The sequence below is a fragment of the Stenotrophomonas sp. YJH_SMC_82 genome, assembly GCF_059368875.1.
On the sequence record NZ_JCAFSE010000003.1, the window covers coordinates 482,187 to 509,086 of the forward strand.

Annotated in this window: 24 protein-coding genes; 14 read left to right on the forward strand and 10 right to left on the reverse strand. The window is 64.2% G+C overall.

The genetic code is table 11. The annotated features are described in order from the left end of the window. The first annotated feature begins 38 nt into the window (after positions 1-38). Positions 39-1,283, forward strand: a complete 1,245-nt coding sequence (locus AC5P53_RS14955; RefSeq protein ID WP_111150519.1) for a DUF2254 domain-containing protein — start codon at positions 39-41, stop codon at positions 1,281-1,283. A gap of 91 nt (positions 1,284-1,374) precedes the next feature. Here AC5P53_RS14955 and AC5P53_RS14960 read toward each other — a convergent pair whose 3' ends face one another. Further along, complete coding sequence (locus tag AC5P53_RS14960; protein WP_495227450.1) at positions 1,375-2,463, reverse strand: serine hydrolase domain-containing protein; 1,089 nt, start codon at positions 2,461-2,463, stop codon at positions 1,375-1,377. A 281-nt stretch (positions 2,464-2,744) separates the two neighbouring features. On the opposite strand from AC5P53_RS14960, the gene AC5P53_RS14965 reads away from it, so the two are divergent. After that, positions 2,745-3,194 (forward strand): GNAT family N-acetyltransferase, encoded by a 450-nt coding sequence (locus tag AC5P53_RS14965; RefSeq protein ID WP_241886825.1) that lies wholly within the window; start codon positions 2,745-2,747, stop codon positions 3,192-3,194. A gap of 173 nt (positions 3,195-3,367) precedes the next feature. Here AC5P53_RS14965 and AC5P53_RS14970 read toward each other — a convergent pair whose 3' ends face one another. The 4 genes from AC5P53_RS14970 to AC5P53_RS14985 form a co-directional block, all read right to left on the reverse strand. Next, positions 3,368-4,078, reverse strand: a complete 711-nt coding sequence (locus AC5P53_RS14970; protein ID WP_241886824.1) for an MAE_28990/MAE_18760 family HEPN-like nuclease — start codon at positions 4,076-4,078, stop codon at positions 3,368-3,370. Between the two features lies 1 nt (position 4,079). Then, a complete protein-coding gene (locus tag AC5P53_RS14975; RefSeq protein WP_241886823.1) occupies positions 4,080-5,225 on the reverse strand; it encodes a DUF262 domain-containing protein in 1,146 nt (381 codons plus the stop codon). 10 nt (positions 5,226-5,235) lie between these two features. Next, positions 5,236-6,519: a site-specific DNA-methyltransferase gene (locus AC5P53_RS14980; protein ID WP_241886822.1), complete on the reverse strand. Its 1,284-nt coding sequence runs from the start codon at positions 6,517-6,519 to the stop codon at positions 5,236-5,238. Between the two features lie 139 nt (positions 6,520-6,658). Continuing rightward, complete coding sequence (locus tag AC5P53_RS14985) at positions 6,659-7,744, reverse strand: site-specific integrase (RefSeq protein WP_241886821.1); 1,086 nt, start codon at positions 7,742-7,744, stop codon at positions 6,659-6,661. Positions 7,745-7,847: 103 nt separating this feature from the next. On the opposite strand from AC5P53_RS14985, the gene AC5P53_RS14990 reads away from it, so the two are divergent. Beyond that, a complete protein-coding gene (locus tag AC5P53_RS14990) occupies positions 7,848-8,753 on the forward strand; it encodes a DNA-binding protein (protein WP_069138563.1) in 906 nt (301 codons plus the stop codon). A gap of 736 nt (positions 8,754-9,489) precedes the next feature. Beyond that, positions 9,490-10,608: a sensor histidine kinase gene (locus AC5P53_RS14995; RefSeq protein WP_241886810.1), complete on the forward strand. Its 1,119-nt coding sequence runs from the start codon at positions 9,490-9,492 to the stop codon at positions 10,606-10,608. A gap of 22 nt (positions 10,609-10,630) precedes the next feature. Here the strand turns inward: AC5P53_RS14995 and AC5P53_RS15000 are convergent, their stop codons facing one another. Continuing rightward, complete coding sequence (locus AC5P53_RS15000; protein WP_495227451.1) at positions 10,631-11,110, reverse strand: GNAT family N-acetyltransferase; 480 nt, start codon at positions 11,108-11,110, stop codon at positions 10,631-10,633. A 133-nt stretch (positions 11,111-11,243) separates the two neighbouring features. Here AC5P53_RS15000 and AC5P53_RS15005 point away from each other — a divergent pair, with 133 nt between their 5' ends. Together AC5P53_RS15005 and AC5P53_RS15010 are read left to right on the forward strand one after the other, a co-directional pair. Then, positions 11,244-13,439: a hypothetical protein gene (locus AC5P53_RS15005; RefSeq protein WP_241886808.1), complete on the forward strand. Its 2,196-nt coding sequence runs from the start codon at positions 11,244-11,246 to the stop codon at positions 13,437-13,439. 71 nt (positions 13,440-13,510) lie between these two features. Further along, positions 13,511-13,996 (forward strand): TspO/MBR family protein, encoded by a 486-nt coding sequence (locus AC5P53_RS15010; protein ID WP_049439841.1) that lies wholly within the window; start codon positions 13,511-13,513, stop codon positions 13,994-13,996. 16 nt (positions 13,997-14,012) lie between these two features. On the opposite strand, the gene AC5P53_RS15015 is transcribed toward AC5P53_RS15010, so the two are convergent. Next, positions 14,013-14,306 (reverse strand): hypothetical protein, encoded by a 294-nt coding sequence (locus AC5P53_RS15015; protein WP_014647137.1) that lies wholly within the window; start codon positions 14,304-14,306, stop codon positions 14,013-14,015. A 263-nt stretch (positions 14,307-14,569) separates the two neighbouring features. Between AC5P53_RS15015 and AC5P53_RS15020 the strand changes: the two genes are divergently transcribed. From AC5P53_RS15020 to AC5P53_RS15030, 3 genes are read left to right on the forward strand one after another with little or no spacing between them, the layout of a single operon-like run. Beyond that, positions 14,570-16,807 carry an ATP-binding protein gene (locus AC5P53_RS15020; protein WP_241886807.1) on the forward strand — a complete coding sequence of 746 codons (2,238 nt, stop codon included), beginning with the start codon at positions 14,570-14,572 and terminating at the stop codon, positions 16,805-16,807. Then, on the forward strand, positions 16,804-17,271 hold the full coding sequence (locus AC5P53_RS15025) for a response regulator (RefSeq protein WP_049467664.1): 468 nt from the start codon (positions 16,804-16,806) through the stop codon (positions 17,269-17,271). Before AC5P53_RS15020 ends, AC5P53_RS15025 begins: the two co-directional genes overlap by 4 nt. Next, positions 17,264-19,663, forward strand: coding sequence for a response regulator (locus AC5P53_RS15030; protein ID WP_164076853.1), 2,400 nt, complete (start codon positions 17,264-17,266; stop codon positions 19,661-19,663). The genes AC5P53_RS15025 and AC5P53_RS15030 overlap by 8 nt, the downstream gene beginning before the upstream one ends. Before the next feature lie 2 nt (positions 19,664-19,665). Here the strand turns inward: AC5P53_RS15030 and AC5P53_RS15035 are convergent, their stop codons facing one another. Genes AC5P53_RS15035 through AC5P53_RS15045 form a run of 3 tightly spaced genes read right to left on the reverse strand, consistent with a single transcriptional unit; the run spans position 19,666 to position 21,666 of the window. After that, positions 19,666-20,358 carry a Rossmann-fold NAD(P)-binding domain-containing protein gene (locus tag AC5P53_RS15035; protein WP_049439847.1) on the reverse strand — a complete coding sequence of 231 codons (693 nt, stop codon included), beginning with the start codon at positions 20,356-20,358 and terminating at the stop codon, positions 19,666-19,668. Positions 20,359-20,371: 13 nt separating this feature from the next. Then, positions 20,372-21,046: a ChrR family anti-sigma-E factor gene (locus AC5P53_RS15040; RefSeq protein WP_049439849.1), complete on the reverse strand. Its 675-nt coding sequence runs from the start codon at positions 21,044-21,046 to the stop codon at positions 20,372-20,374. Next, a complete protein-coding gene (locus tag AC5P53_RS15045; RefSeq protein ID WP_014647131.1) occupies positions 21,043-21,666 on the reverse strand; it encodes a sigma-70 family RNA polymerase sigma factor in 624 nt (207 codons plus the stop codon). The genes AC5P53_RS15040 and AC5P53_RS15045 overlap by 4 nt, the downstream gene beginning before the upstream one ends. A 134-nt stretch (positions 21,667-21,800) precedes the next feature. Between AC5P53_RS15045 and AC5P53_RS15050 the strand changes: the two genes are divergently transcribed. The 5 genes from AC5P53_RS15050 (at position 21,801) to AC5P53_RS15070 (ending at position 26,899) form a co-directional block, all read left to right on the forward strand. Then, positions 21,801-22,568, forward strand: a complete 768-nt coding sequence (locus AC5P53_RS15050; RefSeq protein ID WP_049439851.1) for a hypothetical protein — start codon at positions 21,801-21,803, stop codon at positions 22,566-22,568. 81 nt (positions 22,569-22,649) lie between these two features. Further along, the gene (locus AC5P53_RS15055) at positions 22,650-23,600 is read left to right on the forward strand and encodes an acyl-CoA desaturase (RefSeq protein WP_049439853.1); all 951 of its coding nucleotides are present in this window, start codon (positions 22,650-22,652) and stop codon (positions 23,598-23,600) included. Between the two features lies 1 nt (position 23,601). Continuing rightward, the gene (locus tag AC5P53_RS15060) at positions 23,602-24,879 is read left to right on the forward strand and encodes an NAD(P)/FAD-dependent oxidoreductase (RefSeq protein WP_049439856.1); all 1,278 of its coding nucleotides are present in this window, start codon (positions 23,602-23,604) and stop codon (positions 24,877-24,879) included. Further along, positions 24,876-25,643: a DUF1365 domain-containing protein gene (locus tag AC5P53_RS15065; protein WP_014647127.1), complete on the forward strand. Its 768-nt coding sequence runs from the start codon at positions 24,876-24,878 to the stop codon at positions 25,641-25,643. Before AC5P53_RS15060 ends, AC5P53_RS15065 begins: the two co-directional genes overlap by 4 nt. Next, a complete protein-coding gene (locus AC5P53_RS15070) occupies positions 25,640-26,899 on the forward strand; it encodes a class I SAM-dependent methyltransferase (protein ID WP_241886804.1) in 1,260 nt (419 codons plus the stop codon). Before AC5P53_RS15065 ends, AC5P53_RS15070 begins: the two co-directional genes overlap by 4 nt. Position 26,900 lies beyond the last annotated feature (1 nt).

Genomic DNA, 26,900 nt, shown 5'->3' on the forward strand with positions numbered 1-26,900 from the left:
CCGTGCTATTGATGGTCGAACTTCCCAGGAAGTAGCCCATGCTCACCAGATTGAGGCTTGCAGCCAGCAAAGTTACAAAGCGGATGTGGTTCCGCTCGACCCTGTATGGCGCCCTAGGCATCATCACGGCGTTGGCGGGCGCGTTCCTGAAGTTCCTCATTCCCGTCGGCCTAGCCGCACGGATCGGCGCAGATTCCGTCGGCAACATTCTTGGCATTCTTGCCGCGTCGATGCTGACGGTAACCACCTTCTCGCTGTCCACCATGGTCTCGGCATACGGGTCCGCGTCCAGCAGCGCCACCCCGCGCGCGGCCCGCCTGCTGATCGAAGACACCCGGGCCCAAGGTGCGCTGGCCACCTTCATTGGTGCCTTCCTGTTCTCGATCGTGGGCCTCATCGCGCTCAGCACCGGCATCTACGGGGACAGCGGCCGGCTTGTGCTGTTCGGGGCAACCATCGCGGTCATCATTGTCATCACAGTGACGTTGCTCAGGGCTATCGAGCAGTTCTCACGCTTTGGCCGCGTTGGCGAAACCATCGATCTGGTGGAGCGGGCGACCAAAGCGGCAATGAAGCGCCGCGCCGCGGAGCCTCGGCTCGGCGGAGCCAGTGCTGTCCCGGTAGGGGAGGGGGCGGTACTGCTGGTTGGCGATCAGGTTGCCTACGTTGAACATGTGGACGTCGCCCGGATCGACGGCATTGCACAGGAACATGATCTGCGCGTTCATCTGCTCTGCCAGCCGGGTACGTTCGCAACTCCGGCCCGTCCCTTGATAGCCATCGAGGGAAATCCACTTCCGGACGTGCAGAGTGAAGTGATCTCAGCCATTTCCTTCAGTGACGCGCGCTCCATTGAGAATGACCCACGGTTCGGACTGGTCGTGCTTGCGGAAATTGCCCAGCGAGCCATGTCACCTGCGGTGAACGACCCTGGCACCTGCATCGACGTCATCGGGACCTGTGTCAGGCTGCTCTGTGCATGGGCCAGCCACGCTGGGGACGCTGCGACGTGTGATGTGCTTTATGCGCGTGTGCACGTGCAGTGCCTCGATGTCCGCGACATGTTCGAGGATGCATTCACACCAATCTCCAGGGATGCGGCCGGCTCGCTGGAGGTCAACATCCGGCTGCAGAAGGCATTCAGGGCGCTAGCACGGTCAGCAGACCCCGCTGTTGTGAACGCGGCAGGAGAGCACGCCCGTACAGCACTGTCCCGAGCTATCCAAGCACTCGAATTCGAGCTTGATCGAAAGGCAATTCAAGCCGCGGCGTTGGAGCGATGATCCTGCCGCGAGGTACTCTCAAGCTGGGGACAACCTGTGGCAGCTGGTTGAATTGGGCTTGCTAGCGAGCATGAGTTGGTACCCGGGCGGTTCAGCCCTTGCTTGCGCGCGACCCCTGGTCCAGGCGCTCAGCGATGCCCTGCGGGCCGATGTCTCCGGCGCGATTGACAAGCACTACGACGGTTCGCCGCAGCGAAGGAACGTGTCGGATGTATCCCGTAAAGCCTGCGGTTCCGCCGCCATGCCCCACCACGTCGCCGTCCTCAGCCAACTCCCAGCCAGCGCCCCAGCTGGCTGTAGTACCGTCAGCAAGGCGTGTGCCGCGCCACATCTCACGCAGCAATGCATGGGGTAGCAGCTCGCCCCGGTCCAGCGCTACGGCGAAACGTGCCATGTCGTCGATGCTGGCGAGCAGCCCTCCAGCAGCCCAGGCGGAGCCTGGTGCGGTGATGGGCGGATCGAGCCAATGTCCATCCTGGTAGAGGTGTCCTTGGGCAATGCTGCGGCGGTCGCCGATGCGACGAGGCCCGGCATCGCGCATGTCCAGCGGCCCCAGGATTTCGTCCTGCAGAAACTGCCAGTAGTCCATGCCCGTCACCCGCTCAATGGCAAGGCCGAGCAGTATGTAGTTCGTATTCGAATAAGCGAATCGTGTTCCTGGGGCGAACTCGAGGGGCGCTTTCCCGACCATTGCCAATAGTTCTCTAGGCGCAGGATCCATCGGCATCAATTCGAGAAAGTTGCGCTCGTTCAGATAGTTCGGAATGCCGGATGTATGGCTCAGCAGGCGCGACAGTGTAATGGGCTCCCATGCCACTGGTAGTGCATCCAGGTAGCGTCCTATAGGGGCGTCCGTATCAAGCCAGCCCCACTGCCGGAGCCGGAACACCAGCAGGGCAGTGAATACTTTGGTGATAGAGCCGATGTCGAACACGGTATGCCGATCGACCCGCGCGGCGCTGGCATCCCTGCGCAGTCCCGCAGTGCCTGTTTCGGCGACCCGTCCTCGCTCCACGACGACTGCAGCCATTCCCGGCTGGTGCTCAGCCTCAAGCAGGGCCGTCAACGACTGGCGGCTCCCAGACAGCCGCCTGCTTGCTCGGACGCCAGGCACAATCAGCCCAGCACCTACGGTGAGCAGGGCGGTACAGAGGCGGCGTCGTGTCGGGGCGTTCGGCATCGGCGATGAGTTGTTGGCTCCGTAGGTGGCGATGATAGAGGGACAATGGCGACCACGACTATTGACGGACCCTTTCTAACGCGCCGACCTTCCCCATCTCTACGGAACGCTTTAGCCGTGCACGCGATGTGGCTACCCCGGGTCGTCGGGCCGGTAGGGAGCTCAAGATTGGGGCTTTAGTCGCCAGCCCAAGCAACCTTGAAAACGCGGCTGCAGCTCGGTAGCCTCAGATAGGCTTCCAGGCATATGGTCCATTTCCTCACCTATTCAGGAGTGAAGCAGTGAGCGTGAATGTCCGTGTCGCAGACGTGGCTGACCTTGAACAACTCGCGGTGCTTTTTGATGAGTACCGCCAGTTCTATGCGCAACCTACTGACCTGGGTTTAGCAAAGCGATTTATGCGGTCGCGCCTATCTGAGGGTGATTCATTAGTTTTGGTTGCCGAGAATGAAGGAACGGGCGTTGCGGGGTTTACCCAGCTTTATCCGTTGTTTGACTCAGTAAGTACTTGTTCGAGTTTCATTCTCTACGACCTCTACGTCAACAAGCCCTCGCGGCGTTCGGGATTGGCGCGAGCACTCATGGTCGAGGCGGTCGAGCAAGCGCGCCGACGCGGAGCAGGTAGAGTTGAGCTTCAGACCGGTCGAGCTAACATCCCTGCTCAAGCACTCTACGAAGGGCTTGGATGGGAACGCGATAACGACTTTTACATCTACGCCATCCACCTGTGAGCATATTGTTGGGGAATGGCGAGATCTAATGGGGTAGGTCAGATGTCCACTTCTGGCCGGAAGCGAACATCTCCGGGGCATGGGATTAGGAGGATTTATCGCGGGTAAGAGGGGGGGGGCAGTCCCCTAACACGTGTATCGGCGACTGAGGCTATTGCACGTCAATGCGTAGACTATGGGCATGAAGAAAGCTCTGCCACCCTCTTCTCAAGGACACGACTGATGCCCAGGGTCAGTCGGCGCAGTAGATCAACGTACTCTCGAACGTCTGAAGGTAGCGGGGGGTCCTTTGCAGCTCCCGTGTGCGCGCACTCATTTCTAAGTTTGATGAAACTAGTCAAGCTCGCTCTGAGAAAATTGGGATCAATGTTGCCTGCGACTGCGATCTTTCGCAGGCCATCAGCCACCCCAAAATTCCTCATGTACTCAGCTATAACTTCTGGCCCCGGATTTCCTTTCGTAACGGCGAATGCTTCCCACAACAGTGCCGCCAAGTTCTTAGATGGCGGCTCTGAAACTCGAGCCAGAGCGGTAATCGTGTCAGCAAAGCCGCTGTCAATCTCGCCCTTTCTCGCAGCACGCTTTGCCATCCAATCCAGGCCTTGAACAAAATGCACTTTATGCATTTCGGGCGGTAGCTGGGAGTACTTTAATCCCTTATTCGAAAGCTCCAAAAAAAAGGCCTCAGCGCCCTGCCGCAAGAACGACTCTAGGAACCCGCTCAACAACACCAGGGACGCGCTTCGAACGGCGACGTGCTTAGCTCGAACGGCACCGTTTCGAAGCGCCGCAGATGCCTGTGCGTCAACGTCATCCATAAGAGCAGCGATCGGTTTCGCTGCCTCGCTGAATGTGCGGAACTGTAGCCTCAATCCGGATGCCATGTCATGCCTTCGCAGCGTGAGGGAGCGCCGCTTCAAATGCATTTCGAGCTGCACTCGTTCGAAGGCCGATTGCCCCCTTCCCGTTCGTTCCTGAGGTAATAGCCCCAATGAAGGCGGGATCAGTCAGTAGGGCGTCCTTTGCCTCTCGGGCAAGCGCCTGATCACCGTCCACAATCAATGTACTGTCTATGCGCGCCATTCCATAGAGAATTGCATCTGACAGAGGCGCGGAGCGTCGATCCTTGCCGTCCTTAGACTTGCGCATGAAGGCCTCGTCCCCTAGAAGATTAGCGGCGTTAGACACTGCGCGTTCGAACAGGTGTCGATCCTGATTGACCAAGCCCGCGTCAGCTCCATAGGCCTCGTTGCGCTGCTTTAGATAAAGACTTAGGTAATCTTTGAAACGGCCGTCGATCGCACCGGCATCCTGTACAGCAAAAAACCTCAGCACAAATTCTACATCTTCCATTGCGCTGTAGATAGGATCGTCTTCAAGCTTATGCTGGTCAGTGGGGATTCCCCAGAGCCTTCTGAAAGTTGTTGAACCAGAAAGATCATGCAGCAAAGTAGTAAAGCCGCCTCGGAAGACGGCATTTCGAATTTCCATCTCATTTGCGCGCACGCCACCAGTATTTAGGCGATCAAATACGTCATACTTGACCTCGGGCGATGATTCTTTTAGAAGGAGAATTGCAGGAATGAATCGCCTGGTGAGCGCTTTATGAAGACCCTCTTTTACGAGATCTACGTAGCGCTTAGTGTTTAACTCGGACCAAACAGTTAGACCCTCAAGCTCATAGGTATTACTGAGAAATTCGTGCAGGGCGGTGAGTCTCTGCCGACCATCCAACACAACGTACGACCCGTATTCATCCTCTCCCAAAAACACAGGGGGGACCGGCACGTTCATGATCAGCGACTCGATGAACCGAGATTTCCGCTTATTGTCCCAGCGGCCGCGACGCTGGAATTCGGGATTGAGTGTAATCTGATCAGATATCATTTGCTGGAGCGTTGATATAGGAAGCTCAATCTTCTGCGGATAAATTTGCCGCATCTGCTTTCTATATTTATCTTCCAGGAGGTTGGCAGATCCTTGGTTCTCATCACCGCCGTCTCCATACTCCAAGTGCTGCGAACTCGACATTTGAAAATCCTCAGTTCTTTTCGAATAGCAATACTGATTCTGTTGGGCGCCAATTGGCGCTGTGACTGCGGGCACCGGTATGAATTTGCCGCATTGATCGTAAGACTGGGAAATTCCAGCGTTCGCTGGCCGTCACATCCAGCTTTGAAAACGTCTCTGTGACTGCCGTCGCGAGGTCAACATGCAACTCCTTGTATGACGAATCTTGAACCACGAGGGTCGCCGTCCCGCGAGACTTAAGGGTGCGCGCAATCTCAGCGAGAGAGGATTCCAACTTAAAAAAGTAGTCCGAGTAGGTCGAGTAATAGTAGGTCGAAGATGCCTTTGACGGGTGAGATCGAATCCTATCTAGAAGAATGTTTGCAGACTCACTTTTAAGGGGTTGGCCGACAGTCTTGTTGGCCAAAGTTGTACCAAGCATTCCGCGCCGAAGCTCTTCAAATTTAGCCGGGGAATCCATGTTCAGCACGGCTAGTTCAACGCGTGTTGCGACCGCATAGTCGATTCGAGTGCAATAGGGTGGGGACGTAATTACTGCATCCACACTGCTGTCCGCAACATTAATCTTAAGGGAATCACCAATACTCACATGCGCCTGTGCAAAGGCAAACCGCTCCTGGTTGCAGTCATCGAAGAGCCTAATCCCTTGGAGCTCTGCGGTAAGCCCCTGTGCAATGTCGGTCCACGTGAGCATAGCGCGCACATTCTTTGCTCTCGCTCTAACCCAGGTCGGATTGGTTGTAGCGGAACTTTTCAGCGCCCTTCTTACTAGGCGGAAGAGCAGCACGTAAAAGAATGCTGAGAGCGACGAGAGGTTTTCGACCGCACCAAGACTCTGAAGGGTACTCCGCGCATCCTCAGTTAACAGGTGGCGGATGGAGCGTTCTACCGCTCGCAACTTTATCGAAGTCTCCGGACCGAACCAAGCAAGCAAAGGCTCCTCCAGCACAGCAGGACCGGAGGAGGCTTTTGCATGCTGAACGATTGCTTTAAGGAGCGGAGCCAAACTAGATGCTGTGTTCTCGGGCAGTAGGCGCGCCAGAGCGACGACAATCATCGCCGGGTTAATGTCGAAGCCACGCGAATGCACCCCTTTCAGCGAGCAAACGGTGGTCGTTGTTCCCGATCCGTTCCATGGATCAAGAACAGAGGCATCAGGACCAAGCTGCAATCGATCTAGGATATCTGCGACAAAAGCGGGCGAATATCCCGCATAGTAGGGATACCAGTGGGCGCGACCTTCGGCTGATTCGCGTCGGGGCTTCGGATTAGTCAGCTCGCGCTTATGCGACATTGATGTCTCAGAGGGTATCGGCGGAAGTCGAACACGGATGGGCTACAAGATGGCATCCCGGCTGTATTCTATTCCGTCTGGCGGCGGCACTCACCATTGCACACGCCTGCACCCCATTTCCCCTTGGACCGCGGCGTAGTCAATCCTCCAGCAGGCGAGCCGCAGGGTTGCTAGAGGCTTCGCCGGAGTGAAAGTACCCAATGACACTCGACACCGACCGGTGCTCGGTCAGCTGCATGATTGCCGGCAGGGCAACGCCCTGGCGGCTGGCCTCGGTCACGAACCCCGAGCGCAGGCTATGCCCGCCAAAATCGCCCTCCAGTCCGGCCAAGCGAGCCCGCCGCTGGACAATCTCGCCCACAGCCGCCGGGGACAAGGCGGGGCCGACCCGCTGTTTCCAGAGCCGCCGGAAGATCGCCCCTTCGGTGATCCCGGCTGCGTCCAGCCAGTCCTGCAGCGCGAGGGCGGCCCGATTGAGCACCGGCTTGTCCGGGGTCGAGGTGGCCGTAACCCCGGCCTGCTGGGTCTTGCTGTGCTCCAGCCGGTAGATGTAGCCCGCCTCGCCGATCCGCCGCAGGTCGCGCAGGTCGGCGGCGGCGATCTCGCTGCGCCGGCGGCCGCCACTGGCGAACCCGAAGCAGAGTAGGGCGCGATCCCGAATTCCTTCCAGGCTGTCGTCGCAAGTGGCCAACATGGCCTCCAGCTCGGCCAGGGTGATCGCAGTCTTCTTGCGTGGGCGCTCGCCGCGCCTAACCGCGGCCCGCGCCGCGCGACTGAGTACGGTGCGGATAGCCGGCTGCTCGCAGGGATTGGCCACTTGCTTGAGTCGGTGCGCGGTGGACAGCACGGCAACGCGGTGGCGCACGGTGGCCAAGGTCCACGGGCCGACCTTGGCCTTGAGGCCAGCGGCCACCAAGGCCTGGTCGATGGCTGGTGGAAGTTCCCATGCCAACTCGCCATGGATCGAGCGGCGCTGTACGTGATCGACTACGAACTGGAGCACGGTGGCCTCGGGTACCGGCAAGGCCAACTCGATTCCGTAGCGCGCCGCATGCCAGCCAGCCCAGTAGCGCAGGGCGCTGGTGTAGCTGCGGGTGGTGTTCTCAGCCGCGGCTTCGGCCAGCAGCTCGCGGACCGCATCAGCAGCCTGTCGGGCCAGCTGTTCGGGCAGGGCTAGGTTGGTAGCCGCCGCGGAGAGCATGGGAATTGTGGAAACATCTTTCATACTATGTAATGTACGCTACGCCGAGAGGAGCGTACCCTCGATAATCATCACTTATCACGAGTACGTTATCAGCAGAGTAGGGTGCCAGTACAGGAGACTTCGCATGGCCCGCGGCATCACCGAAACTGACGTCCATACCGCTGCCGACGAGTTGGTCGCCAAGGGCGAACGCCCAACCGTAGAGCGGATCCGGGCTCACCTGGGGACAGGCTCGCCGAACACGGTGACCCGCTGGCTGGAAACATGGTGGAACCGACTTGGCACTCGCCTGCAGCCAGCGCGTCCGGACCTGGAAGATGCGCCAGCGGTGTTGGTAGAACTCGCCGGGCAATGGTGGGAGTTGGCGCTGAAGCATGCCCAGGAGGCCGCCCGTCGAGAGCTTGCATCGTCCGAGCGGGCCCTAGCTTCCGAGCGTGATGCGCTGGAGGTCAGTTCCCGACTTGCGGCTGAAGAGCTGGCGCAAATGCGTGCAGAGCGTGACGTTGCAATCACCGGGGAGAGAATTGCAACGACCCAAGCTTCAGAGCTACAGCACCTGGTCGACCAGCTTCAGCTACAGATCTCTGAACTTGCAGAGCAGCGCGACCTCGAGCGTCGAAGAGCCGACCGAACCGAGACAGCGAGACAGCAACTCGACGTCCGGCTTCACGAGGCCCTAGAGACGGCGAAATCTGAGCGGGAGGACTGGACCGAGTACGTCAGATCTGTCGAGAATCGAGCGCTCAGCGATGTGGATCGAGCCCGCCAGGAGGTGAAGGAACTCCAGGTGCAGCAAAGCAAGGCATCCGAACAACACAGGGCCCTTGAGAAGCAGCTGCGTCAGGACATCCAGGCCGCCCAATCAGCGGCCGCCACGGCTAGTCAGTCTGCCGATATCCTGCGCGGCAAATGTGACGCGCTTGAGGGGCAACTTTCAGGGCTTCGAAATTTGCCAGCGCAGCTGGAAGTGGCGCTCAAGCGATCCAAAGAAGTTCGTCCGCCTGCGGCTCGCAGACGCCCAAAACAATAGCGCTGTGCCGCCTTCCAGGGCACACGAAAGAACGGGCCGGCTTCATTTGCGCCGGAGGCCAGTTCGCTGACTCCGCGCAAGTCGCGTTCTGCGAGCTAGCCAGGCAGCCCAACAGACGAATGAGACCGCAAATCCGACGATTACCATGGCAACCAGCATGATCTCTCGATCAGTGTCGTTCATTGAGGGAGTCTCGGAAGTTGAGCCTTAGCATCTATGCCATGGTACCTGACGCTTCGGAGTGCAAGTGCGGGCGCGATGGCTGCATTTGAAGTTCTTTCGAAAGAATCCTTAGCTTGAGCCCGCCCAAGCGCGGGCAGCATGGCTGCATCTTGGCTTGAAGCACTCGGCATGCCAGGCCGGAATAGGATCGTAGGATGATGAGCAAAGGCTCATGTTCTAAAGGCGCTGTGTTCGAACACGTAACACTTTTACCTGGCGCTTGGTAACAGATTTACCTGGTTCGTCAGCAAGAGCCAAGCCAGAGCCGCAGCCATTGCCAGATCGAGCCGACGAACCGGATCACGCCCGCTACAGCATTTCGCATAATGTATATTATGTTCTCGCCAGACTGGCCCGGGCGACCGCCGCCCGGGCCCAACCCGCGCCGCAGGCTCCCCCTTCAAATGGCCGCCCCAACACCGGCAGAACCGCGCCCCACAGGCCGAGCCTTTCTCACCCCGTATCCAAACGCCCTCGTGTAGGCTCGGCGCACCACTTAAGGACGGGTTTGGCGATGCGCCTGGCTGATTTTATCGAACGGAATGCGCGGGAAATCCTCGACGACGCGGTGGCATTCGCCGAAACGCAGGCACCCGATACCGTCGAGTTCAGCGCAAAGCAACTTCGGAATCATCTTCCCCAGATTCTTCAGGCGGTCATAGACGATCTCAGATCGCCGCAGACAGACTCCCAGCAGCTCGCAAAGTCCCACGGGCTTGCACCGTTGAAACCCGGCCCCGAGTCCGCCGCGTCCTATCATGGCCGAACCCGCGCCATCGCCGGCTTTGGCCTCAACCAGATGGTGGCTGAGTATCGAGCGCTTCGGGCTTCGGTACTTCGGCGATGGGCATCCGACCAGCGGCTGGTCACTTCATCGATCGATGACATCCTTCGTTTCAATGAGGCCATCGACCAGGCGGTGGCCGAATCCCTTGCTCAGTTCTCTGCCGAGGTCGAATCCTGGCGGCAGATCTTCCTCGCGGCGCTCGGGCATGATCTCCGAGGCCCCTTGGCAGCGATCATCTTCTCGGCAGACACCCTGGCCAGTGGGCTGCAGGACCCAGCTTTGGCCAAGCAGGCTGAGCGGATCATCAACGGCAGCATGCGCATGAAAAAGCTGCTGGACGACCTGCTGGCTTACAGCCGCAGCAAGCTGGGCGATGGGATGGCCATTCATCCGGTGGACTGCGATCTTGCCCAATCGCTTGGCGAGGAAGTCGAATTGCTCCGCGCTGCCCTGCCCCACGTCCCCATCACGTATGAGGTTGAAGGCGATGCCCGCGGTTGCTTCGATGCCTCTTCGATGCGCGAGGCGGTTCACAACCTCACGACCAACGCCGCAAAGTACGGCGAACACGGCACCGATGTGCGGATCAGCCTTGAGAGCCTCGCCGACCAGACCCTGATCACGGTGAGCAACGCGGGGGCCGAACTGTCGGACGAAGCGTTCAACAGCCTGTTCGATCCCTTGCGCCGAGGCTCGCTCAACGCGTCACAGGGAGAACACGCGAGCCTTGGCCTCGGCCTGTTCCTGGTGCGGGAAATCTGCCACGCGCACCGCGGCACTGTTCGTGGACGATGGCGTGATGGCCGCACCTCATTCGTCATCACACTCCCGAAGAATGCTGATTGATGCGGCCGACCTGGCGACGGCACTACAGGAACCTGTGCATCACGAAGACATCGACCAACCCGCGCCTGCCATGCCGGAAGGCCTCTGGCAGCGTTCCAACCACCGCAAACCCCAGCTTCCGGTACAGCGCCACCGCCGGGCCGTTGGTGCTGACCACGTAATTGAACTGCATGGCCAGGAACCCTTCCGCCCTCGCCAGCTCCAGGCTGTGTTCCACCAGGGCTCGGCCCACGCCCCGCCCCTGTGTCGCGGCGTCGACCACATACGTGGCGCTGGCCACATGCGCCCCAAGGTCAGGGAAATTCGGGCCCATCTTGTACATGCCCACAACCCGGCCCTCCAGCACAGCTACATGAGGTGCCTCGGCCTGGCACCAATGCGCGCGAAACGTCTCGACAGCGAAAGAGCCAGCAAAGGGCAGCGCATCCTGCGTCGCAATGGCTTGCTTGAACATGCCCCACATCACGTCGAAATCGCCTGCACGGGCGGGCAGGATATCCATGCGACTCCTGCAGATCTGTGGTGGTGACCAGGCCGGACACTACCAGAATCCAACGCCTGCTCCGTAGCTGCTTCACGCGCCACCGCCATCGGCTCGGCAATAGTTGCAGATATTCCGGCCTTCAGAGCAGTAGATGCCCCCTGTTTCCGCGCACATCCCGCACCGGCTTCGACGGTGGCGTGTTCCTGCCTGCGTCCTGCTGGGCATCTACCTGCTGTACCTGCTGGCCGGCAACATCTTCCTCAACACACCCCTGTTCGACCAGGTCACCAACCGCAAGCCGCACAAGTTCGTGATGACCACTGGGCCGGCCATTACCGTGCTGCCAGGCCACGTGATCGCCTGGAATGTACACATGCGCGGCCATGTGAACCACACGGTCTACGTGCTGCACGCCGACCGCGCCAGCGCTCGTCTGGCGGTGCTGCCCCTGTTCCAGCGCGAGGTGCGGGTGCCCCGGCTGCAGGCCACCGGGGTTTCGGCCGAGATCAGCCGCGTGGAAGAGGCCATCCCGCCACCGCCGCGCAGCAACCGGGGCTGGACCCTGCGCTTCGACGCCATCCACAGCGACAGTATCCGCAGCGCACGTTTCGGCAAGCTGCTGATCATCGGCCAGGGCCAGGGCACGGTGGGCTTCCTCAAGCAGCTGCGCGGCGGGCCGTCGGAACTGTTCGAATCCGAGGTTGCATTCAGCGATGCGGACACCAGTTTTGACGGCGTGCAGCTGTTGGGCGACATGGATCTCACCGCGCGCTTCAGCTATCCGCGCCATTATCGGGACCAGGCGCCCGGCCTGGCCAAGTTGAAGCTGCTGCATGCCCAGCTCGAGGTCGATGCCCGCAGCCAGGGCCTGCGCATGGACACCAATGCCACAACGCCGAAGATCTCCAGCGCACCAGTGCCCGGACGGCTGCAGGCAGCACTCCACCTGATCGATGGCCAACTGCAGCCCGGCGACCACGCGCTGTGGCAGGTGCCGCTCTACCTGGGCGACGGCGCCCCCGATCGCGGCATGCTGGCGCTGCAACTCAATGTGGCCAAGGACCTGCGCCTGCAGGCCCGCTTGCCGCCAAAGTCCGGTTCAGGCAGCGAGGTGGATGCCGATATGCATATCAGTGGCCGGGACATTCCCTTCCAACAGCCCGCACAGCTGCTGGAACGCAGCTCTGGCACAGTGCGCGGCGAATGGACGTTCACCTCGCTCAACTGGATCCCTGCCCTGTTCGTGCGCAAGCCGTGGCTGCAGCTGGATGGCGGCGGCACGCTGAAGGCGGACCTGCGCCTTCGCAACGGCGAGCTGACCGAAGGCAGCACCGTGGACATTCCTGCGGCCGAAGCCGTGGCCGAGGTGGCGGGTGTGCGCTTGGCAGGCACGGCCAGTGCCCACGGCGAACTGAAGGCCGGCACGCCCAGCCAGGCGCGGCTGGCCGTCCGGTTGCCCCGCTTCACCGCGCGGCCAGGCGATGCCAAGGACGTACGCCTGTTCGACGGCCGGGATCTGGCCCTGGACCTGACCGGCGATGGCCGCCTGCAGGAACTGCGCAAAGGCGTCCGCGCGCAGCTGCGCTTCAGTGAAGCCACCATCCCTGATCTGACCGCCTACAACCGCTACCTGGGTTCGCCCCAGGTGCGACTGCTCCGTGGCACCGGCACCGTGAGTGGTGATGCGACCCTCGATACCGACGGGCGTGTCGGCCATGGCACGGCCCGGCTGTTGGGGCGCAACGCCAGTGCAAAGGTGGCAGGGCTGGACATGGGCGGCGATATCGACGTGAACGCAACACTGCGCCGGGGAGACTTCAACCAGCGTCATTTCGATCTGTCCGGCACCACGGTCGAGCTGCGCAACGTGCAGGTGGCGGGCACGCAGGGCTCGACGGCATGGAAAGGCCGCGTGGACTTCAGGCGTGGGCGCATCGATGCGCAGTCGCCGTTCCAGGTGGATGCCACCACGGACCTCGATCTCAGCGATGCGCGACCGTTGCTGGCGCTGTTCGCAGAGCGCACCGACTACCCGCGCTGGACCTTGTCCCTGCTGGATTCCGGACAGGTACAGGCGCAGGCGACGCTGCGCTGGCGCCCTGGCCATCTGGTCATCGATGGCCTGCAGGCCGAGAACGACCGCCTGTCGGTACGCGCGCGGCTGGATCTGCTGGAACAGCGCAAGCGCGGTGATCTCTATCTACGGTGGGGGCTGCTGGGTGCGGGCATCGAGCTGGACGGCGACCAGCGCCAATGGCATCTGGCCAGGGCACGCGAGTGGTTTGACCAGCAGCCTTCGCTGCTGCCAGCGGGCCAGGGCGCGGGTGCTGCAGGCTCGTCGCACTGAAGGCAACCGTCTGCATCCATTGGCGGCCCCGGTGCGTATACACCGACGCCCCAATTGACGAGTTGCACGCAATGAACAAGCGCACACAGGCCTATGGCCTTCTGGGATGGGTGGCGATCACCTTCGCCGCCGCCGCACTGGGCGCGTGGGCCTCGACGTCCGCCGCCAGCTTCTATGCCACCCTCGTCCTGCCTGCATGGGCGCCGCCTGCCGGTGTGTTTGGCCCGGCATGGACCCTGCTGTACGCCATGATGGCGATTGCGGCGTGGCTGGTCTGGCGGGAGCGCGGCTGGCGCGGCGCGCGGCCTGCGCTGTGGCTCTATCTGGTGCAGCTGGCCATCAATGCACTGTGGAGCTGGCTGTTCTTCGGCTGGAAGCTGGGCGCCCTCGCCTTCGCCGACATCCTGGTGCTGGTGGCGCTGGTGTGCGCGACGATGCTCGCGTTCGTGCGCGTCCGCACGATGGCAGCCGTGCTGCTGCTGCCCTATCTGGCCTGGATTTGCTTCGCCTCGGCGCTCAATTTCGCAGTCTGGCGAGCCAACCCCGGGCTACTGTGACAGCGCGCCGCATCACTCACGCCTGGGCCACGACCTGTGGGCGCCAGTTCCTCAACAGCGCCGGCTTGAACGCCTGCTGCCCGCAGCCGGTGGGGCAACGCACCACACGCGCCGACGAATGGCTGACCAGGCCTTGTCCTTCTTCGGCCTTGAACACCGTCTCGCAGGACAGGCAACGGGCCACCAGCGAATACAGGTGCAGCAACCGGCCACTGGCGGGGTCCTGCAGGGCATCCACATCCAGCAGTTCGAACTGGCAACTGTCAGCCAGCATGCGGTACGGCGTAGAAGGCAGGGTCTGCAGGTTCACGGGCGTGGTATCCGACGGAAGTCGAGCCACCCTAGGGCAGCCGCTGTCGAGCCGGCGTGCAGCGCAGATGCACTGGCCGCGAAGCCGGCAGAGACGCCTGCCGCATGCGCATCGCTGCTTGTATGAAGAATTCAGTTTCAGATGGAGGACACGCCACATGCACAGGGAGGTAGGCGGATACGCTCTTTTGCTTCACCATCCATGGTTACCGGATACACCGCTGGGTCGTTCCTGCCCTTCACGAATCATGAGTCCCGCCCTTGATGCCTTCTGCTGAGCCCACGCACGACGCTGCCCTGTCGCGTTGCGCGCGCGAACCGATCCATACCCCCGGCGCGATCCAGCCGTACGGTGTGCTTCTGGTGGTGGAACCGCACTCGCTGCAGGTGCGTGAGCGCGCCATCAGCCACCCCGCCCTGCTGCAGCAGTTCGGCGAGCCATTGATGCAACACGTCGCCGAGGTGCTGGGTGGCGTGCTGGCGCCGTTCCAGGCGGTGTTGCAGCAGGCCACGGTCGGCAGCAGCGCACACGTGGGCGCGGTGCATCTGGATGGCCATGGCCGCCACCAGCTGCTCGTGCACCGGTCTGCAACCGACCTTCTGGTTGAACTGGAGGCGCCGGTTCCGGGCCAGCCCGGTTCGCTGGAAGAGCTGTACCCGGCGATCCGCGAGCTGATGTCCGGCATCGAGACCGCCACGACGGTGGAAGACCTGTGCAGGCTGGCCGCCGCGCATGTGCGACGCCTCACCGGCTTCGACCGCACCCTGGTCTACCAGTTCGATGCAGGCTGGAATGGCACGGTGGTGGCCGAGGACGGCAACGGCCTGCTGCCATCCTATCTGGACCTGCGCTTCCCCGAATCGGACATCCCCGCCCAGGCGCGTGAGCTGTACCGCCGCAACCGGGTGCGCCTGATTGCGGACAGCGATTACACCCCTGCGCCGCTGTTGCGCGCGGAAGCGCATCGCGACGCGCCTCCCACCGACCTGAGCCTGGCCGTGCTGCGCAGCGTCTCGCCGGTGCACCTGCAGTACATGCGCAACATGGGCACCGGGGCATCAATGTCGGTGTCGCTGGTGCACGAAGGGCGGCTGTGGGGCCTGGTGTCCTGCCACGCGGTGCAGCCGCGCCGCCTGCCGTACCACGTGCGTACGGCCTGTGAGTTCATGGGCCAGATCCTGTCGCTGCAGATCGCGCTGAAGGAGCGCGCGCGCGCGATCGAGGAACGCGTGGCCCGTCGCTCGGTGCTGGTCAAGCTGCTGGCACGGATGGCCGGGGACGAAGAGTTCATGGCTGCGCTGCGCCACGATGAGGCCAGCCTGCTGTCCCTGACCGGCGCGGCCGGCGCGGCCATCGTGCACAAGGGGGACTGCATGCGCGTGGGGCAGTGCCCGCCCACCAGCGAGGTGCTGGCCCTGGCCGACTGGCTGGCCAACCAGCACGCCGGGCAGGAGATGTACTGCACCGATCATCTGGCCGCCGACTGGTCGCCTGCCGCGCGCCTGACCGACGTGGCCAGCGGCCTGCTGGCGGTGTCGATCTCGCAGCTCCATCACAGCTACCTGATGTGGTTCCGGCCGGAGGTCGTGCGCACCGTGCGCTGGGGGGGCGACCCGCGCAAGACCGAGGCACCCGGCGTGGCCCTGTCGCCGCGCAACTCGTTCGAGGCGTGGAAGGAGACCGTGCAGCAGCGCAGCCTGCCGTGGAGTGATGCCGACTGCGATGCCGCGCACGAAATGCGCACCGCCATTGTCGACATCGTGCTGCGCAAGGCCGAGGAAATGGCGGAGCTGAACGAACAGCTGGTGCGCAGCAACAAGGAACTGGAAGCGTTCTCCTATTCGGTCAGCCACGACCTGCGCGCTCCCTTCCGCCACATCGTCGGCTACTCGGAGCTGCTGGGCAGCTCTGCGGGCGAGCGTCTCAACGACACCGAACGGCGCTTCCTCGACACCATCGTGGAATCGGCGAAATCGGCCGGCACGTTGGTGGACGACCTGCTGAGCTTCTCGCAGATGGGCCGCTCGACGGTGGGCCGGGTGCGGCTGGACATGGCTGCGCTGGCCGAGGACGTGCGCAGGTCCTTCGCCTTGGACTATGCCGGCCGCGACGTGCAGTGGACGCTGGCGCCGCTGCCGGAAGTCGAGGCCGATCCGACCATGCTGCGCCTGGTCTGGCAGAACCTGCTGGGCAACGCGATCAAGTTCACCCGCGAGCGCGAGCAGGCGGTCATCGAGATCGGCCACGAGCGCAACGACGACGAAGACCACTTCTTCGTGCGCGACAATGGCTGCGGCTTCGACATGCGCTACGTGGACAAGCTGTTCGGCGTATTCCAGCGCCTGCATCACGTCGAGGAATTCGAAGGCACCGGCATCGGCCTGGCCAATGTGCGCCGCATCATCGGCCGCCACGGCGGCCGCACCTGGGCCGAGGGCGAGCCCGGCAAGGGCGCCACGATCCATTTCACCCTACCCCGTTCCACAGGAGATCACCCATGAGGGACCTGCGGCCGATCCTCCTGGTCGAGGACAGCCCCAAAGACGCCGAGCTGACGATGGCCGCGTTGTCACGCTGCCAGCTGCTGAACGACGTCGTCCACGTGCGCGATGGCGCCGAGGCGCTGGACTACCTGCGCTGCGAAGGCAAGTTCGCCGGCGCCATGCACGGCGGCCCGGTCGTGGTGCTGCTGGACCTGAAGCTGCCCAAGGTCAACGGCCTGGAGGTGCTCGAGCAGGTCCGTGGCGACGCGCAGCTGAGCAGCACCCCGATCGTGATGCTGACCTCCTCGCGCGAGGAACAGGATCTGGTGCGGAGCTACGAACTGGGCGTCAATGCATTCGTGGTCAAGCCGGTCGATTTCAAGGAATTTTTCGATGCCATCCAGGGGCTGGGCATGTTCTGGGGCATCACCAACCAGCCACCGCCGCACCGGCCCAACGGTTCGGGGCAGCACCATGCGTGATGGATCGCGCCGCAGTGAGCGCCTGCGCATCCTCATGCTGGAGGACAGCGCGCTTGACGCGGAGCTGATCAGCGCACAGCTGCAGCGCGCAGGCCTCGACTTCGAGGCCGAGCGGCTGTGGACCCGCAATGCGTTCATCGAGGCGATCGACAATCGCCCCTTCGACATCATCCTGGCCGACCACGTACTGCCCGGATTCGATGGCGATGCCGCCCTTGCGCTGGCGCGCGAGCGCATCCCGCACACGCCTTTCATCTTCGTCTCCGGCACCCTGACCGAAGAGCTGGCCGTGCAGGCCTTGACCCGCGGCGCACGCGACTATGTGGTGAAGCAGCGCCTGCAGCGCTTGCCGGATGCCATCCGTCGCGCGCGGCAGGAAGCCCACGAGCGCAACCAGCTGGTGCAGGCGCAGGCTGCGCTCAATGAGAGCCAGGCGCAGCTGCAGCAGGTGACCGACGCCGTTCCGGCGCTGATCGCCCGGCTCGACAAGGACCACCGCTACCGCTTCGCGAACAAGGCGTTCCTGGATTGGCATGGCGTGAGCCAGGCCGAATTGCTGGGACGCCTTGCCCGCGATGTCAGCGGCATCAGCGCCTTCGAACGTGCCCTCCCCAGCCTGGAACGCGTGCTGCAGGGCGAGCGCACCAGCTTCCAGGTCGAGCTCGTGCATCGCAGCGGCCAGTCACGATTCGTGCAGATGGACTGCGTGCCGGAGCATGCCGCCGATGGCAGCGTGGCCGGCTACATCTGCATGGGCAGCGACGTATCGGTGTTGAAGCAGGCCGAACTGGCCCTGCGTGAGGACAACCAGGCCCTGGAGCAGCAGGTGCAGGCGCGCACCGCCGAACTGCGGGCCAGCAAACGGCGGCTGCAGGCAATCTTTGAATCCAGCTTCCAGCATCAGGTGCTGCTGGATCTGTCCGGGCGCGTGGTCGATGCCAATGACGCTTCATTGGCCGCCGTGCTGGCGGACAAGAAGGACATTGTCGGCCAGCGCTTCGGCGAATCCCTGTGGTTCGCCAACACCGACGGCGTCGGCGCGGTGGTTGACCAGGCCGTCGCCGCGGCGGCGCAGGGTCGCAACTCGCTGCATTCCCTCGAGCTGGAACTGCCCACCGGCCGGCGCAGCTTCGACGTCTCGCTGCGCCCGCTGCTGGACGCCGACGGCGTGGCCACTGCCGTGGTATCGGAGGCGGTGGAAACTACTGCGCGGCGGCAGGCCGAGCATGCGCTTCGCCAGTCGCAGAAGATCGAGGCGGTCGGCCAGCTCACCGGCGGCATCGCGCATGATTTCAACAACATCCTGACGGTGATCTCGGGCAACATCGAGCACGCCATGCTGCTCAGCGAACGGGCCGGCGAAGCCGGCGCGATGGCCAGCCGTGCCCTGGACAATGCCCTGAAGGGGGTTGGCCGTGCCGCCAGCCTCACCCAGCGCCTGCTCGCCTTTGCCCGGCGCCAGCCGCTGCACAGCCAGGCAGCCAACCTCAACGAGTGCCTGCTGGACATGCAGGACATGCTGCGGCGGGCGCTGGGCGAACTGGTGCAACTGGACATCCGCACCGCCGAGGACATCTGGTGCGTGGAGATCGACATCAGCCAACTGGAAGCGTCGGTGCTGAACCTGGCGGTCAATGCGCGCGACGCGATGCCGCACGGCGGCCGCCTGGTGATCGAAGTCGACAACAGCCACCTCGACCACGACTACGCCGCATTGTTCCCGGATGCTTCCCCCGGCGAGTATGTGATGCTGCGGGTGCGCGACAACGGCCACGGCATGGACGCGGCCACCCTGGCGCGCGTGTTCGAGCCGTTCTTCACCACCAAGCAGGTCGGCCGCGGCACCGGGCTCGGCCTGTCGATGGTGCACGGCTTCGTGAAGCAGTCCGGTGGCCACGTGCTGATCGATTCGGTGGAAGGCGGCGGTACCAGCATCACCATGATGTTCCCGCGCTCGCCTCTGGCGCTGCCTTGCGAGGCTCGCGTCCCGCAGACGGGCCTGGCCGGCTACTCGCCACGCGAGGAAACCGTGCTGGTGGCCGAGGACAACGACGATGTCCGTGCGCATACAGTCGATGCGCTGCGCCTGCTGGGCTACCGCGTGCTGGAAGCGCACGACGGCCCCTCGGCGTTGCGGCTGCTGGAACGGCCGGACACCAAGGTCGACCTGCTGTTCTCGGACGTGGTGATGCCGGGCATGTCCGGCTGGGAGCTGGTGCGTGAGGTGCGTGAACGCTGGCCGGCAATCGCGGTCCTGTTCACGTCAGGCTATCCACGCGACCACGATGCGGTTGGCGCGCAGGGGCGTGCAGCCGCCCTGCTGCCAAAGCCATTTACCCGCAGTGACCTTGCGCTGGCAGTGCGCACCGCGCTGGAGGCTGCGCCGCGCTGAGGTCAGGCGGACGCATCGCGCATGCCTGCCGCGATCCGGTTGATATCCGCGCACTCGATCGTGGCCGGCGGGTTTTCTCTTCCGGCCAGGGCGATCATGGCCATGCCCAGCGCCAGGTTGCTGGTCATCAGCGAGGGCGCGAGCGCACCGGCCAGTTTCATCAACGGTGCGCCGCCCCAGTACAGGGGTTTCAACAGGGCATGCCGGGTACCTGTCCCCGGCACCGGCCGGACCCCGCCCGGACGCAGCATCACCGCGCGCAGCGGCAGCGCCTGCAACGCCCGCTCGGTCTCGCCCTTCACCCGCAGCGGCATCAGCCGGCTTTGCGGGTCCGCGCCTGCGCCGGAGACATACAGGAAGGACCCCTGCGGATTCACCGCAGCCCAGGCGCGGGCCACTGCCAGTGTGGTGTCCAGGGTCACGCGCCGGTACTCGGCCTCGGCAGTGCCAACCGGTGGCGCACCGGCACAATAGAAGCATGCGTCGTACCCGGCCAGTTCATCACGCTGCGCGTCGATGTGCAGGAAGTCCGGGACCACCCGTTCGCTGCCGGGTCCGCGCAGGCTGCCCGGGCGACGCACCAGCGCGGTCAAGCCGGCAACCTGCGGCGAACGCTGGCAGGCCAGGGCAACGCCCTGCCCCACCAGGCCTGCAGCGCCGGTCAGGAGAATCCGCAATGTCTGTGCCTGAGCCATGGCCAGGGCCGCACTAGAGTTTCACGAACCGCTGGATCTTGCGCGCCAGCCACCCGCTGAACACCAGCGGTGCATCCAGCGCCGACACGCAGATGCACGGCACCCCCGGCGCGGTCACCGGCTGATGCTCCACGTCTTCATCCAGGTCCGCCACGTCGCCGGGTGCGAACAGCCCCAGCGCATCGTTGTAGGAACCGCGCAGGATCTGGGTCAGCTCGCTGCGGCCATGGCTGTGCATGGGCAGGCATTTTCCCGGGGCGATCTTCAGCATGATCAGCGAAGGCATCTGCTCGGCACGGATGCAGTGCACGCCGGGCGCCATCCAGCGCCAACGCAACCCACTGAGCGATGCCCCGAAGTAGGGGTGCAGCGAGGCAGGCAGATGGTCCGGGTCGGCCTCGGGCCGCTCCTTCGGCACGGGACGCGCGGCCTGGTCCATGGCAATCGGCATTTCCGCAGCCAGCTGCATCAGCATGGCCTCGCGCAGCTGTTCGCGGCGTGGATCAGGCGCGGGCGGCTGGGTCTGCTCGAGCAGCACCGAGCCGATCGCCTCGGCCTCGCGCAGGCGCTGGCGGCAGTGCGGGCACTGCTCCAGATGCGTACCAACGACCACGCTCAGTGGCGTGGGCAGCGCGCCTGCGGCATAGCTCATCAACGTCGATTCGTGCAGGTGGTGGCGCGGGTTCACAGCGCACCTCCCACTTTGGCCTGCAGCTGCAGGAACGCGCGCCGCAGATGAGACTTGACCGTGCCCAAGGGCATGCCGATCGCCTCGGCGATCTCGCTGTGGCTCTTGGCCTCGAAATAGGACATGCGCACCAAGCGCGCCTGCACGGCGGGCAGTTCGTTGATGCGCTGGCGCAGCCGGGCCTGGTCGGCAAACTGTTCGGCGCTGCTGCGTTCGATCACATCCAGGGTTGCTGCGTCCTCGACGGCTGCCTGCACCTGCATCCAGCTGCGCTCGCGGCGGATGCGGTCAATGTGCAGGTTACGGGCGATGCGATACAGCCACGTGCTCAGCGCACCCTGCGCGGGATCGAAGTCGGCCGCGCGCAGCCATAGCCGCAGCAGGCTCTCCTGCGCCAGTTCCTCGGCCACCGCGTCAGGCACGCCCAGGCCCCGCAGGTATACGCACAGCCGCGGCATGAAGTAATCATAGATCCGCATGAAACAGTCGCGGTCACGAAGCCGTGCCACGCCGTCCATGTCACCGGCCCAGTTCGTCGGCTCGCTGCTCGGCTGCTGGGAACTGGACACGATGCGTGCGGTATCGAAGTTGAGGGGGTTGCTGGCGGCGTCAGGGTACATCGGCGTTCGCGGCGGGCGGGTGAAGGTCTGTCCTCTTTACGCGCAGGGGCCGTGATTGGATGCAGCCGCTGCAGGCGCATCCAACCGCCCATCCCCGCCGTATGACCTCAGCCCTCCTTTCCCGGATGAACGCGATGCGTACCGCTTGGCTGCTGCTGTGCCTGCCCCATGTTGCGCTGGCCGCGCCCTGGCTGCGAAGCGAGGGGGTAGCAACGTCGTCGCGCGGCGACCTGCTCTACCGCGAGGTGCACTGGCGACGCGATGCGGCCGAGGGTGCCGAGCGCTGGGTGCTGTACCAATGCGCGGACGGGCGGCCTTTCGCCCGCAAGCACCTGCCGGCCAGCGCGGCCCCACAGGCGCGCGGCTATACCCTGGAGGACCGGCGCAGCGGCCAGAAGGCCGAGGTCGAGGCCGCCAGCGGCAGGGTCTCGATCGCGTGGAAGGAGGATGCCGGCAGCCCACCGGTGCAGCGCGAGCTCGACCTGCCGACCGGCGCGGTCATCGACGCAGGGTTCGACGCGGCGGTGCGCCTGCATTGGCAGGCGCTCATGCGCGGCGAGCGTGTGACCCTGCCCTTCCTGGTCCCAGCGCGGCAGCGCTACTTCCCGGTGCAGGTAAGGCGCATCGGCCCGCAGCGCTGGCAGGGGATCGATGCGCAGTCGATCGAGGTCAGCCTGGACACCTGGTACGGCGGCATCGCGCCACGCCTTGCGCTGGTATACGCCAGCGCTGACCAGCGCCTGCTGGAGTTCCGTGGCACCAGCAACCTGCGCGATCAACGCGGTGCCTATCCACAGGTGACGGTGCGCTTCATCGCCGCAGCGGCTGGTCGCCCCGCCAGCGAATGGCAGCAGGCCTGGGCGCAGCCGCTGACAGATCGCTGCACCGTTACGGCCAGGTGAAATCTAAATTTCCTGCCGCGCTCCGCATCCAGTGGGCCTTCTGCCGCGTAGAGGAAGACACGAAACCCGCCGAGATCCGCCATGGCCTCTGTAGCGCCCCTCCCCCGTCAACGCTGGCGCCTGCTGCGCACGCTGCAGCGCTGGTTCGATACCGGCAACGCCGCAGAGGCCACCGACGAGCGGCCGGGGCGGATCGACTGGGTGCGCGCCGTGCCCTTCGCGCTGATGCACCTGGCCTGCATCGCGGTGATCTGGGTGGGCATCTCGTGGACAGCGGTGATCGTGGCTGCAGCACTCTATGCGGTGCGCATGTTCGCCATCACGGCGTTCTACCACCGCTACTTCTCGCATCGCACCTTCCAGGCATCGCGGCCGGTGCAGTTCGTGTTCGCGGTGATAGGCGCCTCCAGCGTACAGCGCGGGCCGCTGTGGTGGGCCGCCCACCATCGCCACCACCACCGTCACGCCGACCAGCCGCTGGACCCGCACTCCCCCCGTGAGGGCGGCTTCTGGCGCAGCCACATGGGCTGGTTCCTGACCCGCGAGGCCTTTGCCACCGACCTGTCGCGGGTGCCCGACCTGGCGCGCTACCCGGAGCTGCGCTGGCTGGACCGCTTCGATACGGCTGTGCCGGTACTGCTGGCCGCAGCGCTGTATGCACTGGGCGCCGGGTTGGAGCGCTGGGCGCCAGGCTTGCATACCTCCGGCTCGCAATTGCTGGTGTGGGGCTTCTTCATCTCCACGATCGTGCTGTTCCACGCCACGGTCACCATCAATTCGCTGGCCCATCGCTTCGGTCGCCGCCGCTTCGAGACCCGCGATGACAGCCGCAACAATCTCTGGCTGGCGCTGCTCACCTTCGGCGAAGGCTGGCACAACAACCACCACTTCTTCCCGGGCACCGTCCGCCAGGGCTTTCGCTGGTGGGAAGTGGACCTGACCTGGTATGGACTGCGCGCGATGGCGGCGCTTGGGCTGGTCAAAGGGCTCAAGCCGATTCCCGAATGGGTGCTGGCCAAGGCGAGGTACTGACATGCGCATCGCGATCATCGGTTCGGGCATTGCAGGACTGGCCAGCGCCTGGTGGCTGGACGGCGAACACGACGTCACGCTGTTCGAGGCCAACGACTATCTGGGCGGCCATACCCACACCCACGACGTGCAGGTGGATGGCGTCCGCATGGCGGTGGACACCGGCTTCATCGTGTTCAATCCCCAGCACTACCCGCTGCTGACCGCACTGTTCGACGAACTGGGCGTAGCCTCGCAGCCGACCACGATGAGCTTCTCGATGCACAGCGAGCGCAGCGGCGTGGAGTACAACGCCACCTCGCTGGATGGCCTGTTCTGCCAGCGCCGCAACCTGGTGTCGCCGCGGTTCTGGGGCATGCTGGCCGACCTGCGCCGGTTCTACCGCGATGCCCCCCTGTTGCTGGCAGAAGACGAGGGCCCAACGTTGGGGCAGTACCTGCGCAGCCAGCGCTACGGCGATGCCTTCATCGACGAGCACCTGCTGCCGATGGCCTCCGCGCTGTGGTCGTCCCCGACGGCCACGGTGATGGACTTCCCGGCGCGCTATCTGGCCCAGTTCATGGCCAACCACCAGATGCTGCAGATGACCGGGCGTGCACCGTGGCGGGTGGTGAGCGGTGGATCGGCCCGCTATGTCGATGCCCTGCGCGCCCGCTGGCGGGTGCATGAGCGGCTGGAGTGCCCGGTACAGTCGGTCGAGCGCATGCCGTGGGGCGCTCGCGTGCACAGCGCGGCCGGCGTGGAAGGCTTCGATGAGGTCATCCTGGCCTGCCACAGCGACCAGGCCCTGGCGCTGCTGCGTGACGCCGACCCCATCGAACGCGACGTGCTCGGCGCCATCCGCTACCAGGCCAACGAAGCGGTGCTGCACACCGACGCGTCATTGCTGCCGCGCAACCGCAAGGCGTGGGCGGCATGGAATGCCCATGTGCCCCGCGACCCTGCCGCGCCCTGCACGGTCAGCTACTGCATGAACCAGCTGCAGGGCCTGCCCGGCAGCACGCCCCTGGTGGTCACGCTCAACCGCAGCGAGGCAATCGACCCGGGCAAGGTGCTGCGCACCCTGCATTATGCGCACCCGGTGCACGACCATGCCGCAGTGCGCGCGCAACAGCGCTGGGCCGAGCTGCAGGGCCGCCGCCACACCTGGTTCGCAGGCGCCTATTGGGGCTGGGGCTTCCATGAGGACGGCATCCGCAGCGCCCGCCGCGTGGTCGATGCACTGCGCACCTGTGAACCGCACCACGTCATGGCGGCTCCCGGCGAGGTGGCCGCATGAGCGCCAGTGCGCTCTACTTCGGGCAGGTGGCGCACCGCAGGCACCTGCCACACCCGCATGCGTTCCGCTATCCGATCGCACAGCTGCTGCTCGACCTGGATGAACTCGACAGCGTGTTCGCCGGGCGCTGGCTGTGGTCGATCAATCGCCGCAATCTGGCCGAGTTCCGTCGCAGCGACTACTTCGGCGATCCCGCGCGGCCCTTGGCCGATGCAGTGCGCGACCACGCTGCATCAACCCTGGGCTACCGGCCCACCGGCCCGGTCCGCCTGCTCACCCATCTGCGCTTCGCCGGTCACGTGTTCAACCCGGTCAGCTTCTACTACTGCTACCGGGCCGATGGCAGCACGCTGGACTGCATCGTCGCCGAGATCACCAACACACCCTGGAAGGAACGTCACGCCTACGTGCTGCCGGTCGCAACGGCCACGCAGGAAGGCACCTCGCTGCGCTGGCGGTTCGACAAATGCTTCCATGTCTCGCCCTTCATGCCGATGGATTGTCATTACGACTGGCGGTTCAACTGCCCTGATGAGGACCTGCGCGTGCACATGCAGGTCTGGCGCGACGGCGCGCGCCAGTTTGATGCCACCCAGGTCATGCAACGACACCCCCTGGATGGCCGCGGGCTGGCCCGCGTCCTGGCCTGCTATCCACTGATGACCACCCAGGTGGTGGCCGCCATCCACTGGCATGCGTTGCGGCTGTGGCTGAAACGCAATCCCGTACACGACCACCCTACCCTTGCCGAGAAACCGCGATGAATTCGATGATTCCTTCGGTCGCGCTGCCGCGCCCCGGCGCATTGGATGCCTTCCTGCGCCGCCGCCTGCTGACCCAGCTCGCCCCGATGCGCGACGGCCGCCTGTGCGTGCGCGACGCGCTGGGCGAAGTCTGGTTGGGCGATGCCCGCGGTGAGCTGCATGTCACCGTCACCATCGAGGACCCGGCGTTCTATCGCAAGGTGGCGGCCCAGGGCAGCGTCGGCGCCGGCGAAAGCTACATCCATGGCGAATGGCGCTGTGACGACCTGGTCGCCCTGATACGGCTGCTCGTGCGCAACCGCGATCTGCTCGACAGCATGGAACACGGCCCAGCGCGCGTGGGAGGCTGGCTGCTGCGCGGCTGGAACCGCCTGCGCCGCAACAGCCGCGAAGGCAGCCGCCGCAACATCGCCGCGCACTACGACCTCGGCAACGACTTCTTCGCCCTGTTCCTGTCACCGGACCTGATGTACTCCTCGGCCCTGTTCGCCGAAGAGGGCGAGTCGCTGGAATCCGCCTCGCGGCGCAAGCTGGACCGCATCTGCCAACAGCTGCAGCTCAAGCCGGGCGACCGCGTGGTGGAGATCGGTACCGGCTGGGGTGGTTTTGCGCTGCACGCGGCGCAGCACTACGGCTGCCACGTCACCACAACCACGATCTCCGCCGAGCAGCATGCACTGGCCAGAGAGCGCGTCCGCGTCGCCGGGCTGCAGGACAAGGTCACGCTGTTGATGCAGGACTACCGCGACCTGCAGGGCCAGTTCGACAAGCTGGTATCGATCGAGATGATCGAAGCCATCGGCGCCGAATACCTGGACACCTACATGGCAACGCTGCAGCGCCTGCTCAAGCCCGATGGTGTCGCCCTGCTGCAGGCCATCACCATCGAAGATCACCGCTACGAGCAGGCACGGCGCAGCGTCGACTACATCAAGCGCTATGTGTTTCCGGGCAGCTTCATTCCGTCGATCAACGCGATCATGGCGGCCAAGACCCGATCCAGTGACCTGCAGCTGGTCGCCCAGCAGGATTTCGGCCACTCCTACGCACTGACCCTGCGCGCCTGGCGCCAACGCTTCCTTGCCCAGCTGCCCGCTGTGCAGGCACAGGGCTTTGATACGCGCTTCTGCCGGATGTGGGAGTTCTACCTGGCCTATTGCGAGGGCGGCTTCCTGGAGCGTTCGATCGGCGTTTCGCATCTGCTGCTGGCGCGCCCCGGGCATCGTCCCGCTGGCGCATCGGGTCAAGGCGGCTGAG